The sequence below is a fragment of the Aquitalea sp. USM4 genome (assembly GCF_004328945.1).
In the GTDB taxonomy this organism is placed as follows: domain Bacteria; phylum Pseudomonadota; class Gammaproteobacteria; order Burkholderiales; family Chromobacteriaceae; genus Aquitalea; species Aquitalea pelogenes.
Window position 1 is genome coordinate 1,683,103 of the sequence record NZ_CP029539.1, and the last position, 14,383, is coordinate 1,697,485.

At 62.9% G+C, this 14,383-nt stretch carries 16 protein-coding genes; 10 read left to right on the top strand and 6 right to left on the bottom strand.

All coding sequences use genetic code 11. The annotated features are described in order from the left end of the window. Window positions 1-57: 57 nt before the first annotated feature. A complete protein-coding gene (locus DKK66_RS07985) occupies window positions 58-660 on the top strand; it encodes a CBS domain-containing protein (protein ID WP_045845992.1) in 603 nt (200 codons plus the stop codon). Window positions 661-684: 24 nt separating this feature from the next. Here the strand turns inward: DKK66_RS07985 and DKK66_RS07990 are convergent, their stop codons facing one another. Continuing rightward, window positions 685-1,176: an Lrp/AsnC family transcriptional regulator gene (locus tag DKK66_RS07990; RefSeq protein WP_131356947.1), complete on the bottom strand. Its 492-nt coding sequence runs from the start codon at window positions 1,174-1,176 to the stop codon at window positions 685-687. A 119-nt stretch (window positions 1,177-1,295) separates the two neighbouring features. Between DKK66_RS07990 and DKK66_RS07995 the strand changes: the two genes are divergently transcribed. Next, window positions 1,296-2,201, top strand: a complete 906-nt coding sequence (locus DKK66_RS07995; protein ID WP_131356950.1) for a DMT family transporter — start codon at window positions 1,296-1,298, stop codon at window positions 2,199-2,201. Window positions 2,202-2,283: 82 nt separating this feature from the next. On the opposite strand, the gene DKK66_RS08000 is transcribed toward DKK66_RS07995, so the two are convergent. The 3 genes from DKK66_RS08000 to DKK66_RS08010 form a co-directional block, all read right to left on the bottom strand. After that, the gene (locus DKK66_RS08000; RefSeq protein ID WP_131356953.1) at window positions 2,284-2,664 is read right to left on the bottom strand and encodes a hypothetical protein; all 381 of its coding nucleotides are present in this window, start codon (window positions 2,662-2,664) and stop codon (window positions 2,284-2,286) included. 120 nt (window positions 2,665-2,784) lie between these two features. After that, the gene (locus DKK66_RS08005) at window positions 2,785-3,753 is read right to left on the bottom strand and encodes a DUF2145 domain-containing protein (RefSeq protein ID WP_131356956.1); all 969 of its coding nucleotides are present in this window, start codon (window positions 3,751-3,753) and stop codon (window positions 2,785-2,787) included. Then, window positions 3,717-4,169: a hypothetical protein gene (locus DKK66_RS08010; RefSeq protein WP_131356959.1), complete on the bottom strand. Its 453-nt coding sequence runs from the start codon at window positions 4,167-4,169 to the stop codon at window positions 3,717-3,719. Before DKK66_RS08010 ends, DKK66_RS08005 begins: the two co-directional genes overlap by 37 nt. Before the next feature lie 307 nt (window positions 4,170-4,476). Between DKK66_RS08010 and DKK66_RS08015 the strand changes: the two genes are divergently transcribed. The 7 genes from DKK66_RS08015 (at window position 4,477) to DKK66_RS08045 (ending at window position 11,151) form a co-directional block, all read left to right on the top strand. Continuing rightward, window positions 4,477-5,565 carry an AraC family transcriptional regulator gene (locus DKK66_RS08015; RefSeq protein WP_131356962.1) on the top strand — a complete coding sequence of 363 codons (1,089 nt, stop codon included), beginning with the start codon at window positions 4,477-4,479 and terminating at the stop codon, window positions 5,563-5,565. A gap of 319 nt (window positions 5,566-5,884) precedes the next feature. Continuing rightward, a complete protein-coding gene (locus DKK66_RS08020; RefSeq protein ID WP_045846305.1) occupies window positions 5,885-6,070 on the top strand; it encodes a hypothetical protein in 186 nt (61 codons plus the stop codon). A gap of 97 nt (window positions 6,071-6,167) precedes the next feature. Next, window positions 6,168-7,253, top strand: a complete 1,086-nt coding sequence (locus tag DKK66_RS08025; protein ID WP_131356965.1) for an ABC transporter ATP-binding protein — start codon at window positions 6,168-6,170, stop codon at window positions 7,251-7,253. Continuing rightward, window positions 7,243-8,133, top strand: a complete 891-nt coding sequence (locus DKK66_RS08030) for an ABC transporter permease (protein WP_062789550.1) — start codon at window positions 7,243-7,245, stop codon at window positions 8,131-8,133. The genes DKK66_RS08025 and DKK66_RS08030 overlap by 11 nt, the downstream gene beginning before the upstream one ends. Before the next feature lies 1 nt (window position 8,134). Then, window positions 8,135-8,923 (top strand): ABC transporter permease, encoded by a 789-nt coding sequence (locus DKK66_RS08035; RefSeq protein ID WP_045846308.1) that lies wholly within the window; start codon window positions 8,135-8,137, stop codon window positions 8,921-8,923. A 66-nt stretch (window positions 8,924-8,989) separates the two neighbouring features. After that, window positions 8,990-10,033, top strand: a complete 1,044-nt coding sequence (locus tag DKK66_RS08040; RefSeq protein WP_045846309.1) for an extracellular solute-binding protein — start codon at window positions 8,990-8,992, stop codon at window positions 10,031-10,033. 80 nt (window positions 10,034-10,113) lie between these two features. Continuing rightward, a complete protein-coding gene (locus DKK66_RS08045) occupies window positions 10,114-11,151 on the top strand; it encodes a histone deacetylase family protein (protein WP_131356968.1) in 1,038 nt (345 codons plus the stop codon). A gap of 39 nt (window positions 11,152-11,190) precedes the next feature. Here the strand turns inward: DKK66_RS08045 and DKK66_RS08050 are convergent, their stop codons facing one another. Both DKK66_RS08050 and DKK66_RS08055 read right to left on the bottom strand, forming a co-directional pair. Then, entirely contained in the window at window positions 11,191-12,801 is a 1,611-nt protein-coding gene (locus DKK66_RS08050; protein ID WP_131356971.1) for an FMN-binding glutamate synthase family protein, read from the bottom strand. A gap of 132 nt (window positions 12,802-12,933) precedes the next feature. After that, entirely contained in the window at window positions 12,934-13,341 is a 408-nt protein-coding gene (locus DKK66_RS08055) for a hypothetical protein (protein ID WP_045846339.1), read from the bottom strand. A gap of 172 nt (window positions 13,342-13,513) precedes the next feature. Between DKK66_RS08055 and DKK66_RS08060 the strand changes: the two genes are divergently transcribed. Then, window positions 13,514-14,374: a DMT family transporter gene (locus tag DKK66_RS08060; RefSeq protein WP_045846312.1), complete on the top strand. Its 861-nt coding sequence runs from the start codon at window positions 13,514-13,516 to the stop codon at window positions 14,372-14,374. Window positions 14,375-14,383: the final 9 nt, after the last annotated feature.

Genomic DNA, 14,383 nt, shown 5'->3' on the forward strand with positions numbered 1-14,383 from the left:
CACTGTGACCAGGCAACAGCCTAGCCAGACAACAACATCCATCAGCTGGAGAGTCACATGGAAACCACATTCCAAGCGCTGCCATCCATGGCCATGCCCAAACATACCGATCTGGTTCATCTGGACCAGCGCCCGCAGCGGCCCATCAATCTGAAAAGCCCGGCGCTGGAGGTGATGACCGACCTGCGCATCATCGACCCGGTGAGCATTGGCGAGGACGAAGCCCTGCGCCATGCGCACAACCTGATGATCAGCCGCGGCATTCGCCTGCTGTTTGTACAGGACGACGAAAGCAGGCTGGTGGGCCTGATTACCGCGTCGGACATTCTGGGCGAACGCCCGGTGCAGTGCATGCTGGAGCACGGCAAACGCCACGATGAAGTACTGGTGCGCGACGTGATGACTCCGCGCAGCGAGCTGGAAATGCTGTCGCTGGCCGATGTGCAGCACGCTACCGTCGGCCACATGGTGTCCACGCTGAAGCAGCAGGGCCGGCAGCATGCGCTGGTGGCCGAGCTGGACCTGAACACCGGCCATTACCAGCTGTGCGGTATGTTTTCTTCGTCCCATATGGCACGGCGACTGGGCATGCCGCTCAATTTCATGCGCGTGCCGCAGGCCTTGTCGGAAATCCAGCACGCCTTGCTGCACGAAGGCTGAACCGGTTACGGGCTGGCCCGGCTTTCAGTTGCCTTCGCCCGCCGTGTCTTGTGGCACGGCGGTACTGTACTTGGTGGTTTCCATCACCACCAGCGATTCAAACTCGCGCACATTGTCATTGCTCATGATGTGCTCGCGGCAAAAGCGTTCGTAATCGCCCATGTCGCGCACCAGTACCACCAGCACAAAGTCCGGCCGCCCGGTCACGTGGTAGCACTCCACGACTTCCGGCGCGGCGCGGATGGCCTGCTTGAAGGCATCCACCAGCGCAATGCGCTCGCGTTCCAGAATCACATTCACCACCAGCCGTAACGGGCGTCCCAGCACGGCCGGGTCCACCAGGGCCACTTCGCGGCGGATGATGCCCTCGCCGCGCAGCCGTTTGAGCCGCCGGGTAACCGCAGTGGGCGACAGGCTGACGGCTTCGGCCAGTTCGTCGTGGGTGCGGCGCGCGTCTTCCTGCAGCAGGGCCAGCAGTTTACGGTCGTAGCTGTCCAGCTGTTTATCTTCGGCCATGTCAGTTTTCCTGCATTGAATATTCAAAATCATCAGTTTGCGTGCATTCTGGCGCAGTAAAACGCATCAGTGCAAGCCAGGGGGCTGCTTAAACTGGCAGCATCCATCGGAGATGCACCATGTCGGCTTCCAGTACCACCCTCAATCCCTTCCTGTCCCGCACCACCACGTCCGCACGCTGGCTGCCCATGCTGCTGTTTGCCGCACTGGTGACGCTGTGGGCCTACAACTATGTGGTGATGAAGCAGACCTTGCAGGCCACCACGCCCATTACCCATCTGATTTTGCGTACCACGCTGGGCAGCCTGACCCTGTTTGGCGTGCTACTGGCGCGTGGTCGTGCCATCCGGCCACAGCGTCTGGCGCAGGCTGCACAAGTGGGGCTGAGCACCACCTGCCTGTACAGCCTGTCCATTACCCTGGCGCTGGTGGCGGGAGCGGCGGGGCGTACCTCGGTGCTGGTGTTCACCATGCCGTTCTGGGTGGCGCTGCTGTCACGCTGGCTGCTGGCCGAACCGTTTGGCCGGCGTACCGGCCAGGCCTTGGCCGCCGGTTTTGTCGGGCTGATGCTGATTGTGGCGCCATGGCAGCTGCATGGCGGGGTATTGCCCATGTTGCTGGCGGTACTGGCCGGTTTCTTCTGGGCCTTGGGTTCGGTACTGAGCAAGCGGGCGACGCGCTGTGGTCAGCTCGACAGCCTGAATTTTTCGGCCTGGCAGGCGCTGATCGGCCTGTTGCCGATTCTGGCCCTGTGGCCGTGGGCGGATTTTGCCCATATCCACTGGTCCGGCAGTTTTGTGCTGGGGCTGTTGTATGCCGGGGTATTGTCCAGTGCGGTGGGCTGGCTGGCCTGGTTGTGGCTGCTCAAGCGTTTGCCTGCCAGCACGCTCAGTTTCAATGCGCTGGTGATTCCACTGCTGGCGGTGGCCATGGCGGCGGTGCAGCTGGGGGAATGGCCTTTGGCGCGCGAGCTGGCCGGCATGCTGCTGGTGGGGGTGGGGATTGTGCTGATTGCCCGGCGCTGAACGCCGCTGAGCTGGGTTTGCAAAGCAAACAGGCCGCTGCAAAGCGGCCTTTTGCATGTTGACGATGCAGTTGGATGCAGACTCACACCACCAGCGAAATCAGCGTACCCACCGTCACTGCGGCTGCGGCCCAGCGGCCTGCGGTGAAATAGCTGTTTTCTGTCTGGGCGGGCACCGGGGCGGGGTCGGCTGCCGGGTCGGGCAGGTTAAGCACACCGTAGGTAAAGGATTTGACGGCGGATGGCGCGTTGTCATCCGTGCTGGCGGCATTGCTGTCGCTGCTGGCCTCATCCGCCTTGCCCTTGCTTTGAAGTTTCACGATGGTGGACGGCGAGGCGCTTGCCGCCTTGCCATCACTGTCCAGCGTGTTGCTGTCTTTACCTGCCCTGGCGGCAGTCTTGCCGCTGCTGCCCAGTGTGCTGGTTCCGCTGGTGTTCACCGAGTTTGTTTTGCTGATATCCATCACGGTCTCGCTGCATACAAATGATGATCGGATGCTTCATTATCGGCATGCCAGCGCGCAGGCATGAGGCCGCTGGATGTAAAGATCGGGTAAAGAAAGGTTAAGCGTGCCGGTTTGTACTCAGCCCAGCTGCTGCACGGTGTCACCCTCGGCCGGCTGGCAATCATCCGCCATGTCGTCCCAGCCACGGTGAGTGACCAGGGTCTTGCCACGCAGGCACAGCTGTATGCGTTCGGTCCCGGCGGCCTGCTGGCGCACAAAACCTTCGATTGCCGCGGGCAGGCTCACCTGATAGCGGTTTGCCGCCAGTTCGCTGTCCGGGTGGTCGCCATTGTGCACCAGCGGCACCACATTGGCCGCCCACACCATGTAGCGGTGTTTCACATCAACGGTATCCGGGCGGTAGCCCTGTTGTTGCAGCCAGTCCTGTGCCAGCTTGCGGCCATCGCCTGCGCGCGGTAACTGCCCCCAGGCGTGGGCCAGCAGCTCCACCAGCCACTGGTTGCAGTTCTGGTAGCGGGTGGAGAAGGGATAGGCGTTGGCGCTGTAGTCCGCACCCAGCAGTTGCAGCGACAGCTTGTTGTCCAGCGCGGCTGTTACCAGTTGTTCTTCCTGTTTTGCCGGTAATAGCAGGATGGACAGGTAGACATTGCTGCCTTGCGGCTGGTCGATCAGGAAGCCCGGCAGGCCCTGGTCGTACAGGTGCGGCCGCTGTTCCTCACAGGCGTAGTACAGCTGGCGTACCGACCAGGGCGAGTTGGCATTGTTGCGCAGGCTGATGCCAGCGTGCGACAAGCGAATGTGAAAACGCTCCAGGTCCAGCCCGGAGCGAGAGATGATGGCCGCCTGATGGCCGGATTCATCCAGCAGCTGGCGTACCTGCTGGCTGAACAGCAGCAGGTCGCTCTTGCGTGCCACGCTCTGCTGTGAGGCCTGTTCGCAGAACATCAAGGAAGATGCCGCCGCCGTGTTGGCCAGTGTGGCCGACACGGCAAACAGCCCTGCCATCAGCAGGGCTTGCAGCCATCGGCCGGTGTGACGGTGCAGCAGGATCAGGACACCACCTTGGGCTGCACTTCGGACTTCCATGCCTGATCCAGCAGCAGGGCAAACGGTTGCTGGTTGTCAGCGCGGGCAAACACCAGGCCATAGGCCTGTTTTTGTGCATGCACGATCTGGCCGGTTTCCACGCCGCTGTGCTTCACATCAGCCTGTGCCACAAACAGATTGAAAGGCTCGGTATTGTTGGCGGCGGCTACCGGCACCAGGGTGAGCCGGGTTTTGCCCGCTTGGTCGGCCTGGGCCACGGCCACCACCTTGTAGTCGCCTTCGGCGATATTGCCGATGGCCTTGGAAGAGTTCTGCAAGGAGGTGGAAATGCTGCCCACCGTGGCGCTGACACTGTCGGATACCGACAGCATGGAGACGGCGGCATTAGCCTGGGTGCATAGCAAGCCCAGCATCAGGCAGCAGGAAGAGGCTAGGGTTTTGTGCAGTGTGATCATGGTATTGGCTATGTCCATCCGGAACGGAGTCTTGCGAAGAGAAAGCGCACTGCCGCAACGGCCCTGTGCGGGTAAGCAACCTGCCGGAGTGAAGCCGTGGCAAGGTCGGGTTTGCGCCAGCCATGTATTCATGGCCTGCAGTTGGTCTGCGTGCGCAGCCGTATTGTTCCGGGCATGGCGGGCCAGCGACAAGCAGATTTACAAAATTTGATGCGTCAGCCAGCTGCCCGTGCCGGGGTGCAGTGCTCTTGTCAGTCAGCAGGCAAGACGGCAAGATCAGGCGATTGTCCCCAGTCGGAGACAGCACATGGCCTGCCGGCCATGGCTGAATACAACGATGCACCCGGAGCGGCCCGCCAGTCCTGACCCTGTTGCCCCACCCGGCCACGACAACCCTTCCAGTCGGCCGGTGTCCTTGCATGCCATTGTCACCACAGTGAATGTACTGGCCGAGCAGGGCATTGCCGCGGCCGAGGTGCTGGCCGGCAGCGGCATTCCGCCGGAGCGCCTGCTGGAACCGGCGCGGCTGATCAACCACCATCAGGAACTCACCGTCTTCGACACTGCGCGTCGCCTGTCGCAGGACGATGCCCTTGGCCTGCGGCTGGGCCATGCCATGCATACCTCCAACTACGGCATTCTGGGTTACACCATGCTGGTGAGCCCCACCTTGCGGGTGGCACTGGAAACCGCCATCCGCTTTCCCTTGCTGCTGGCCAGCTATTTCACTCTGCGGCTGGAAGAGCGGGGCAAGGATGCCTGCCTGCTGGCCGAAGGCTACCGCTACCGCGAGGATCTGCTCAGCTTCAATGCCGAAATGTGCCTGTCCTCGATGTGGACCATCGCCCGCGACTGCATGGGTGTGCGCTGGTCGCCCAAGGCGGTGCACATGTGTTTTGCCCCGCCCGCGCATGCCGGGCTTTATCCGGCCATTTTCGGTCAGGCGGGCAGCTTTGGCATGGCGGAAAACGCGCTGCTGTTTCCGGCCAAATGGCTGGACCGGCCCCAGCCGCTGGCCGATGCGGTCAGCTTTCACATGGCGCTGGAGCAATGCCAGCGCCAGCAGCAGCAATGGGCCAGCAGTCACGGCTCGGCACTGGTGGCGCGGGTGTTGCGCCTGATGCAGTCCGACCCGGTGCGCTTTGCCCGGCTGGACGAGCTGACCGCCACCTTGCACATGTCCGAGCGCACCCTGCGGCGCAAGCTGTCAGCACTGGGAACCTCCTTCCAGGCCTTGCTGGATCAGGCGCGGCACCAGCAGGCACTGCATCTGCTGCAGGAAAGCAGCCTGTCCATCGGCATGATTGCCGAGCGGCTGGGTTTTGCCGAATCCGCCAGTTTCCGCCACGCCTTTGCCCGCTGGACCGGCAAGCGACCCTCCGATTTGCGGCGCTGACGCCGCTGTGTATTCCTGCCTTTCTGCCCCTGCCGACCTTGCTGCCGGACCGTAGGGCTGCCCTGTCCTGAATGGCCTGTCCAAAGCGATAGCTGTTGTCCTAAGCGCGGTGCGCACGCTATTTTTGGCCGTATTTATCCCATAGTTGACCGCTTTGTATCTTTTCGTCGTAGCACTTGTTGGCAGAATGAATAAAAAAAAGACGGACCACTCGATGTCATTGCCAAGGCCAGTTCTCCCTCGCCAGGAGAGTGCCACGCGGCGCATGCCCGGCCTGCAGGCAATGCCATGTCCGATCACACAACACGGAGGAGAAACCATGAGCAAGCCAGGCTTTGCCGCCCGCAAGATGGCGCAGCCCCCGGCCTCGTACCAGCCGCAGTGCCCATCCGGCAGCCTGCCCGGGCGAGACCGTTTCCCGATCTGCCACGGCAGTTCCTTCCTGTGCGATGACCCGGCTGCACGGCTGATGCCGTGCGGTCATGCCCGCCCGCCCGGCGTGTAGCGCCAGGCTTTTCCTGATTCTGACAGCAACCCGACACCATCGCCGCGCGGCGTGGTGCGGGGGCGTGTTTTCACAGCATTTGCACCGGAGGACTGCCATGACCGGCAATCGTGTGGCAATTGACGTCGACCATGTCTGCAAGCGTTTTGGCCATGATGAACATGCGGTACTGGCGCTGGATCATATTGCGCTGAGCATCCGCGAGAACGAATTCTTCACCCTGCTGGGCCCGTCCGGCTGTGGCAAGACCACCTTGCTGCGCATGATTGCCGGTTTCGAGGACGTCAGCAGCGGCGACATCCGCCTGTATGGCGAATCGCTGTCCGGCAAGCTGCCCTTCCAGCGCCCGGTAAATACCGTATTCCAGAGCTATGCCTTGTTTCCACACCTGACCGTGGAAGAAAACGTGGCCTTCGGGCTGGAAATGCGCGGTGTCAAAGCCGTCGACATCAAGCCCATCGTGGCGGAAAAGCTGGAGCTGGTGAAGCTGTCCGGCTTTGCCCGCCGCCGTCCGCACCAGCTGTCCGGCGGTCAGCAGCAGCGGGTGGCGCTGGCCCGTGCGCTGGCACCGTCACCCAAGGTCTTGCTGCTGGACGAATCCCTGTCCGCACTGGATTTGAAGCTGCGCAAGGAAATGCAGGTGGAGCTCAAGCGCTTGCAACGCGAAACCGGCATCACCTTTGTATTTGTCACCCACGATCAGGAAGAAGCGCTCACCATGTCCGACCGCATCGCGGTGATGTCGGCGGGCAAGCTGCAACAGGTGGGCAGCCCGGAGGACATTTACGACCGTCCGGCCAACCGCTTCGTGGCGGACTTCATCGGCGAAACCTCCTTCCTGCAAGGCCGGGTGGCTGATGGCCTGCTGCATTTCGGTCAGGCAGGCAGCCTGCCCGGCACCGTGCTGGACCAAAGCCACGACGGCCATGCCGCGCTGGCGGTGCGGCCCGAGCGCCTGCAACTGTCCACCAGCGGTAGCGGCCTGCACGGCGTGGTTTCCGAGGTGGTGTATCGCGGTGTGGATACCGTTTACACCGTGCAACTGGCCGATGGTCAGCCCTGCCGGGTGCGCAATACCAATGACAGCGGAGCAGTGCGGCTGGCCCGGGTGGGCGAGCGCGTGCAGCTGTCGGCGCAGCCGGGTGCCTTCCACCGTTTGCAGGAGGCCGACCATGTCGCTTGATCCGCATCGGCGCTGGCGTCGTCGCCTGCTGCTGGCACCCACCACGCTCACCCTGTTGCTGTTCATGCTGCTACCCATGCTGCTGATGGCCTGGATGTCGGTGTTGGCCCCCGACACCTACGGCGGCGTGCGCTGGCATGAATGGAGTGTGGATGCCTATGTGCAATTCCTGTACGAGCGCGATCTGGACGACAGCCTCACGCTCAACAGCGATTACCTGCAAATCTTCGGTCGTTCGTTTTTGCTGGCCGGCTTTGCCACCGTGGTGACGTTGCTGATCGGCTTTCCCACTGCGCTCTACATCGCTCTGAAAGAGGAAAAAACCCGCCAGCGGCTGATCCTGCTGATTTCCATCCCGTTCTGGACCAACCTGCTGGTACGCACCTACGCCTGGATGCTGCTGCTGCGCAACGGCGGGCTGATCGACAGCAGCCTGTCCGCGCTGGGCCTGAGCCAGGGTGCGCTGGATGTGCTGTACACCCCCACGGCGGTGGCCATCGGCTTTGTCTATTCCTTCCTGCCCTTCATGGTGCTGCCCATCTACACCAGTCTGGAAAAAATGGACTGGCGGCTGGTGGAGGCGGCCTTCGACCTGGGCGCCAACCGCTGGCAGGCGCTACGGCGGGTGATTCTGCCACTGGCCATGCCCGGCATCGTGGCGGGCTGCCTCTTGGTGTTCATTCCGGCCATCGGCTCCTATTACATCCCCGAGCTGTTGGGCGGCGGCAAGAGCCTGATGATAGGCAACCTGATCCAGAACCAGTTTGGCACTGCGCGTAACTGGCCGTTCGGTGCTGCCTTGTCCTTCATGTTGCTGGCGCTGGTGCTGCTGGCGATGTGGGTTTACACCAGGCGCTTCCAGCGCCCTCCGGGAGAATGACATGCAGGCATCCAATACCTTGTGGCGCTTCCGTGGCGTCACCCCCACTGCCATGCTGGCCTTTGTCTACCTCTACCTGCCCATCGTGGTGCTGGTGGTGCTGTCCTTCAACGCCAACCGCATTGCCACCTTGTGGACCGGTTTTTCCTTCGACTGGTATCTGAAGGTGATGGACAACGACAACATCCTGCGGGCCACCAAAAACTCGCTGATCATCGCCTGCGGTGCCACGGTGCTGGCCACCAGCTTTGCCACCATGGCGGCGCTGGCCATGGCGGGCAGGCGCTTTCGCGGCCAGGCCTTCATCAATGCCATGCTGGGCCTGCCGCTCTTGGTGCCGGAAATCGTCACTGCCGTGGCGTCCTTGCTGTTTTTCCTCGCGCTGGGGCTGGACCTGGGGCTGATGACAGTGCTGATTGCCCACACCGTGTTCTGCATTCCCTTTGCCTACCTGCCCATCCGCGCCCGGCTGGAAGGGCTGGACCCACGGCTGGCGGAAGCCGCGGCGGACCTGTACGCCGGGCCGTTTGCCACCTTCCGCCGGGTGACCCTGCCCTTGATCCTGCCGGGTGTGCTGTCCGGCGCCATGCTGGCCTTCATCGTGTCGCTGGACGATTTCGTCATCACCTTTTTTGTGGCCGGTGCCGGTGCCACCACGCTGCCGGTGTACATCTTCGGCCTGATCCGCATGGGCATCACCCCGGAAGTGAATGCGGTGTCGGCGCTGATGCTGCTGGTGTCCATTGCCTTTGTCGCGCTGTCCTACTGGATGGGCCAGCGCAAGTCCTGAACCGGGTCGGCGGCTGTTCCGCCCCTCATGTTTCGCTTGTTGCACAACATACGAAGGAGAAATGCCATGAAAGTCTGCAAACTGCATTCGCTGGCCCTGGCGGCTGGCCTGCTGGTATCCGCCTCGGCCATGGCCGGGGGCGAATTGAACCTGTACAACTGGTCCGACTACATCCCGCAGGATTTGCTCAAGCGCTTCGAGAAGGAAACCGGCATCAAGGTGAACCTGGATGTGTTTGATTCCAACGAATCCCTGCTGGCCAAGCTGAAGGCCGGGGCCAAGGGCTATGACGTGGTGGTGCCGTCCGACTACATGGTGAAGATCATGCGCGACGAAGGCCTGCTGGAGAAAATCGACGTCAGCAAGATGCCCAATTTCAAGCTGGTGCAGGCTCCACTCAACAAGCCGGATTTCGACCCGCAACGCGAATACTCCGCGCCATACATGTGGGGGGTAACCGGCTTTACCTATGACGCCAGCCGTGTGCCGGGCGGCAAGCTGGACAATAGCTGGAAGAGCTTCTTCACCCCGCCGGCCGCGCTCAAGGGCAAGGTGGTGGCGCTCAATGACGTGGCCGAGCTGTACAAGGCCGCCGCCATCTACCTGAAAGTGGACCAGTGTACCGAGGACCCGAAGCAGGCCAAGCGCATCCAGGACCTGCTGGAAGCGCAAAAGCCCATGCTGGCCATGTATAACTCCGACGGCACCATCGAGCGCATGCAGGCGCAGGAAGTCATCATGCACCAGCAATGGAACGGTGCCGCCTACCGTACCCGCCAGAAGCTGAAGTCCGCCGTGTTTGTCTATCCGAAAGAAGGCATCCCGTTCTGGAACGACAATCTGGTCATCCCCAAGGGTGCCAAGAACCGCGATAACGCGCTCAAGTTCATCAACTGGATGATGGAGCCGAAGAATATCGCCGAGGCCTCCAACTTCACCGGCTACAACAACGCCATCAAGGGCAGCTCTGCCTATTTTGTCGCCGACCTCAAGGCCGACCCGGCCATCAACCCCACCGCCGCCATGCGCGCGCTGTTTGTGCCCAACAAGAACTGTTCGGCCAAGGCCAATGCCCTGCGCGACCGGGTGTGGACCAAGCTGAAGAAATAAGTGTCGCCGGCTGAGGCCGGCTTTCCCTTGCAAACACAACACAATGCCGCCGGTTCCCCACCCGCGGCAAGGAGACCTGCATGCTGACGATTTACAGTGACGACCACCACCTGCACCACGGCAATGCCGAGCTGATCGACGGCACCCTCAAACCCTGCTTCGAGATGCCCAGCCGCGCCGACATGGTGTTGCAGCGGGTAAGGCAAACCGGGCTGGGCGACATCATTGCTCCCACCGAACACGGGCTGGAGCCGCTGTTGCGCGTGCATGACGCCGGCTATGTGCGTTTTCTGGAGCAGGCCTGGAGCCTGTGGCAGGCCGAAGGCCGCAACCACGACGCGCTACCGCTGGTATGGCCGGTGCGCGGCCTGCGCACCGACCGCATTCCGCAGGACATCGACGGCCTGATGGGCTATTACTCCTTCGATGCCGGGGTGCCCATCACCGCCGGTACCTGGCAGGCCATCCGTTCCTCGGCCAATGTGGCGCTGACCGGGCTGGATACCATGCTGGCCACCGGGCACAGTACTTTTGCGCTGTGCCGTCCGCCCGGCCACCATGCGGCAGCGGATTACATGGGCGGCTATTGCTACCTCAACAACGCCGCCATTGCCGCCCAGGCCATGCTGGACCGTGGTGCCAAGCGCGTGGCCATCCTGGATGTGGACTACCACCACGGTAACGGCACACAGAGCATTTTCTATCAGCGCAGTGACGTGCAGTTTTTGTCCCTGCATGGCGACCCGACGGTGGAATACCCCTTCTTCCTGGGCCATGCCGACGAGACCGGGGAGGGCGCCGGGCTGGGCTTCAATCACAACTACCCGCTGGCCCATGGCACGGACTGGTCGCACTACGGCCCGGCCCTGGCCGATGCCTGCAGCAAGATTGCCGCCTACGCACCGGACGCACTGGTGGTGTCGCTGGGGGTGGATACCTTCGAGCAGGACCCGATCTCCCGATTCAAGCTGAAAAATGCCGACTACCTGCGCATGGGCGAGGCCATTGGCGGACTGGGCCTGCCCACGCTGTTCGTGATGGAAGGCGGCTATGCAGTGGAGGACATCGGCGTGAATGCGGTGAACGTATTGTCTGGCTTTGAAAGCGTGGCAGGCTGAGGATGACGGGGAGGCCGGCTGGCCTCCCTGACTGCTGTTTCAGGCATGGGCCGGCGCAAAGCTGCCCGCTTGCGCCATACGCCACATGCGGCCATAGAACTCGGCCTTGATGTCACTGCCCAGCAGTTCGCCCGGCTGCAAAAACACATGCAGCTGCGAGAACAGGCGGATTTCGGTATCGCTTACCCTGCGTACCAGATGGTGGGCTTCCAGTTGTTCCGGATGGGTGAGGCCGGCGGCGGCCAGCATCTCGGACAGCGCATGCAGGGTGTTGCGGTGGAAGTGATACACCCGCTCGGCCTTGTCCGGTACTACCAGAGCGCGCTGGCGCAGCGGGTCCTGCGTGGCCACGCCGGTGGGGCAGCGGTTGGTGTGGCAGCTCTGACTCTGGATGCAGCCCACGGCAAACATGAAGCCACGGGCGGAATTGGCCCAGTCCGCCCCGATGGCCAGCACGCTGGCAATGTCGAAGGCGCTGATGATCTTGCCGCTGGCACCCAGCTTGATCTTGTCGCGCAGATTCAGCCCCACCAGGGTGTTGTGCACGAACAGCAGGCCCTCGCGCAGCGGCACGCCAATGTGGTCGGTAAACTCCAGCGGAGCCGCGCCGGTGCCGCCTTCCTTGCCGTCCACCACGATGAAATCCGGCAGGATGCCGCTTTCCAGCATGGCCTTGGCAATGGCCATGAATTCCCATGGATGGCCCAGGCAAAACTTGAAGCCTACCGGCTTGCCGCCGGACAGTTCACGCAGCCGGGCAATGAAGGCCATCATCTCCAGCGGGGTGGAAAATGCGCTGTGGCTGGAGGGCGATACGCAATCCTGCCCCAGCGGCACGCCACGGGTGGCGGCAATTTCCGGTGTCACCTTGTGCTTGGGCAGAATGCCGCCGTGGCCGGGCTTGGCTCCCTGGCTGAGCTTGATTTCAATCATCTTCACCTGCGGGTTTTGCGCCTGTCGGGCAAAGCGCTCCGGGTCGAAACGGCCTTGTTCGTCGCGGCAGCCAAAGTAGCCGCTGCCCAGCTCCCATACCAGGTCGCCGCCGTGTTCCAGATGATAGGGACTGATGCTGCCCTCGCCGGTATCGTGGTAGAAGCCGCCCCGGCTGGCACCCTGATTGAGGGCGCGGATGGCATTGGCGCTGAGCGCACCAAAGCTCATGGCCGAAATATTGAATACCGAGGCCGAGTAGGGCTGCGCGCATTGCGGCCCGCCAATCTGCACCCTGAAACCGGCCGGGTCGCTGCGCGGGGCCGGGCGGATGGAGTGACTGATGAATTCGAAGCCGCTGCCATATACATCCAGCAGGGTGCCGAAGGGCTTGTCGGCCTGGGTGTTCTTGGCGCGGGCGTAAACCAGCGAGCGCTGGTCACGCGAGAAGGGCAGCTGCTCGCCATCGGCTTCCAGCAGGTACTGGCGGATTTCCGGGCGGATGGCCTCCACCAGATAGCGGATATTGCCCAGCACCGGGTAGTTGCGCCGTACCGCATGGCGGGTTTGTGTGAGGTCCAGCACGCCCAGCAGGCTGAGCGCGATGGCGGTAAGGGTGAAGGGCCACAGCCATTCGATCTGGTGCAATACCAGGCCGATCAGGCTGAGCAGGATGCAGGCGGCGAAAAAAGCATAGCGGCTGAGCAGGGACAGGTTCATGCGGGCTCCGGCAGGCGTGGGCTGAATGCGATGGGGAACAGGACAAGGCTTGAGACTTGTCCTGCCTGATCGGGTTCAGCTTAGCGCCCAGGCCGGGGCAGTGCCATGGCTGATGGCAGCGCAGTGACGGTGTTAATGAAAGCGCACGATGTCGCCGTCGCGATCGAACGCCAGATAACGCGACACATCGCCACCGGTCTGGATGGTCTGGATCATGCGCTTGAGCGCCGCTTCGATATCGGCTGCTGCGGGCGGGCCACCGGCGCTGCCGTCCAGACAGGCGACAAACACGATTTGCCACGGCTCGCCCATGCGGGCGGATTCGGCTTGCAGGCTGGCAAAGTCCACCAGCTCTCCGGCGGCGCGGTCCAGGCACATGATGGGCAGCAGGATGCCGCCCTGGCCGCGGGCAAAGCGTTCGGCCTCCTGCGGCTGGTGGTCGTCATGCAGTACTGCCTTGGCAAATACCAGCAGCAGCTGTTGCGGGACAGGCTGCTGGCGGGCGGCAGCCAGCAGGGTGTTGAAATCGTGGATATCCATGGTCAGGCACTCGACAAGGTGGGCGCACACAGTGTGGCTGCCGGCATGACAACTGGCCATTCTCCGCAGGAACTAGTCTGGCCGCGCAGTGGAATTAGACCGCAATAAAGCGGATGCGCGGGCGGGGCTGCCCCTTTATGCTGACAGCCATCACAACAAGGGAGGCGCGACGATGAATCGCGACATGGTGGGACTGGTGGTGCTGGCGGCCCTGTGGGGCGGCTCGTTTCTGTTCATGCGGGTGGCCGTGCCCGAACTGGGAGCCGTGCCATTGATCGCCTTGCGCCTGGCGCTGGCGTCCCTGGTGCTGTTACCGGTCTTGCTGCTGCGCGGTGGCCTGCCCCTGTGGCGACAGCACTGGCTGCGCATTGCCGTGGTGGGGGTGTTTCTGTCGGCCCTGCCGTTCTGCCTGATTGCCTGGGCCAGCCACAGCCTGCCGGCGGGCGTGGCGTCGGTACTGAATGCCACCACGCCGTTGATGACTGCCTTGTGGGCCATTCCGCTGGCGGGGGAGCGCATGCGTTTTGCGCGCGCGGCGGGCTTACTGCTGGGTTTGGCCGGGGTGCTGGTGTTGATGCTGGGGCGTGGCGCGGCATTCGACGTGCAGTCGCTGCTGCCGGTACTGGCCATGCTGGGGGCCACCGCCTGTTACGGTTGGTCCGGTCATATGGCGCGGCGCTGGCTGCCCGGCCTGCCGCCGCTGGTCACCGCCACCGGCAGCCTGTTCAGCGGTGCCGTGCTGGTGGCACCACTGGCCTTGTTCTCGCTGCCGGCACAGGCACCCTCACCCATGGTGTGGGGCGCGGTGCTGGCCCTGGCCGTGGGCTGTACCTCGCTGGCTTATCTCATCTATTACCGTCTGATTGACCGGCTGGGCGCGACACGCGCCAGCACGGTGACCTATCTGGTGCCGGTATTCGGCGTGCTGTGGGGGGCCTTGTTTCTGCAAGAGGCGGTCAGCTGGCCGATGCTGCTTGGCGGGGTACTGATTCTGGGCGGGGTGTTGCTGCTGGGCTGGCGACCCCGGTCCTGAGTCGCCAGT

What these genes read in the sequence shown, in the direction of transcription:
- DKK66_RS07985 (WP_045845992.1), top strand. Translation starts at nt 58, where the DNA reads ATGGAAACCACATTCCAAGCGCTGCCATCCATGGCCATGCCCAAACAT.
- DKK66_RS07990 (WP_131356947.1), bottom strand. Translation starts at nt 1,176, where the DNA reads ATGGCCGAAGATAAACAGCTGGACAGCTACGACCGTAAACTGCTGGCC.
- DKK66_RS07995 (WP_131356950.1), top strand. Translation starts at nt 1,296, where the DNA reads ATGTCGGCTTCCAGTACCACCCTCAATCCCTTCCTGTCCCGCACCACC.
- DKK66_RS08000 (WP_131356953.1), bottom strand. Translation starts at nt 2,664, where the DNA reads ATGGATATCAGCAAAACAAACTCGGTGAACACCAGCGGAACCAGCACA.
- DKK66_RS08005 (WP_131356956.1), bottom strand. Translation starts at nt 3,753, where the DNA reads ATGGAAGTCCGAAGTGCAGCCCAAGGTGGTGTCCTGATCCTGCTGCAC.
- DKK66_RS08010 (WP_131356959.1), bottom strand. Translation starts at nt 4,169, where the DNA reads ATGATCACACTGCACAAAACCCTAGCCTCTTCCTGCTGCCTGATGCTG.
- DKK66_RS08015 (WP_131356962.1), top strand. Translation starts at nt 4,477, where the DNA reads ATGGCCTGCCGGCCATGGCTGAATACAACGATGCACCCGGAGCGGCCC.
- DKK66_RS08020 (WP_045846305.1), top strand. Translation starts at nt 5,885, where the DNA reads ATGAGCAAGCCAGGCTTTGCCGCCCGCAAGATGGCGCAGCCCCCGGCC.
- DKK66_RS08025 (WP_131356965.1), top strand. Translation starts at nt 6,168, where the DNA reads ATGACCGGCAATCGTGTGGCAATTGACGTCGACCATGTCTGCAAGCGT.
- DKK66_RS08030 (WP_062789550.1), top strand. Translation starts at nt 7,243, where the DNA reads ATGTCGCTTGATCCGCATCGGCGCTGGCGTCGTCGCCTGCTGCTGGCA.
- DKK66_RS08035 (WP_045846308.1), top strand. Translation starts at nt 8,135, where the DNA reads ATGCAGGCATCCAATACCTTGTGGCGCTTCCGTGGCGTCACCCCCACT.
- DKK66_RS08040 (WP_045846309.1), top strand. Translation starts at nt 8,990, where the DNA reads ATGAAAGTCTGCAAACTGCATTCGCTGGCCCTGGCGGCTGGCCTGCTG.
- DKK66_RS08045 (WP_131356968.1), top strand. Translation starts at nt 10,114, where the DNA reads ATGCTGACGATTTACAGTGACGACCACCACCTGCACCACGGCAATGCC.
- DKK66_RS08050 (WP_131356971.1), bottom strand. Translation starts at nt 12,801, where the DNA reads ATGAACCTGTCCCTGCTCAGCCGCTATGCTTTTTTCGCCGCCTGCATC.
- DKK66_RS08055 (WP_045846339.1), bottom strand. Translation starts at nt 13,341, where the DNA reads ATGGATATCCACGATTTCAACACCCTGCTGGCTGCCGCCCGCCAGCAG.
- DKK66_RS08060 (WP_045846312.1), top strand. Translation starts at nt 13,514, where the DNA reads ATGAATCGCGACATGGTGGGACTGGTGGTGCTGGCGGCCCTGTGGGGC.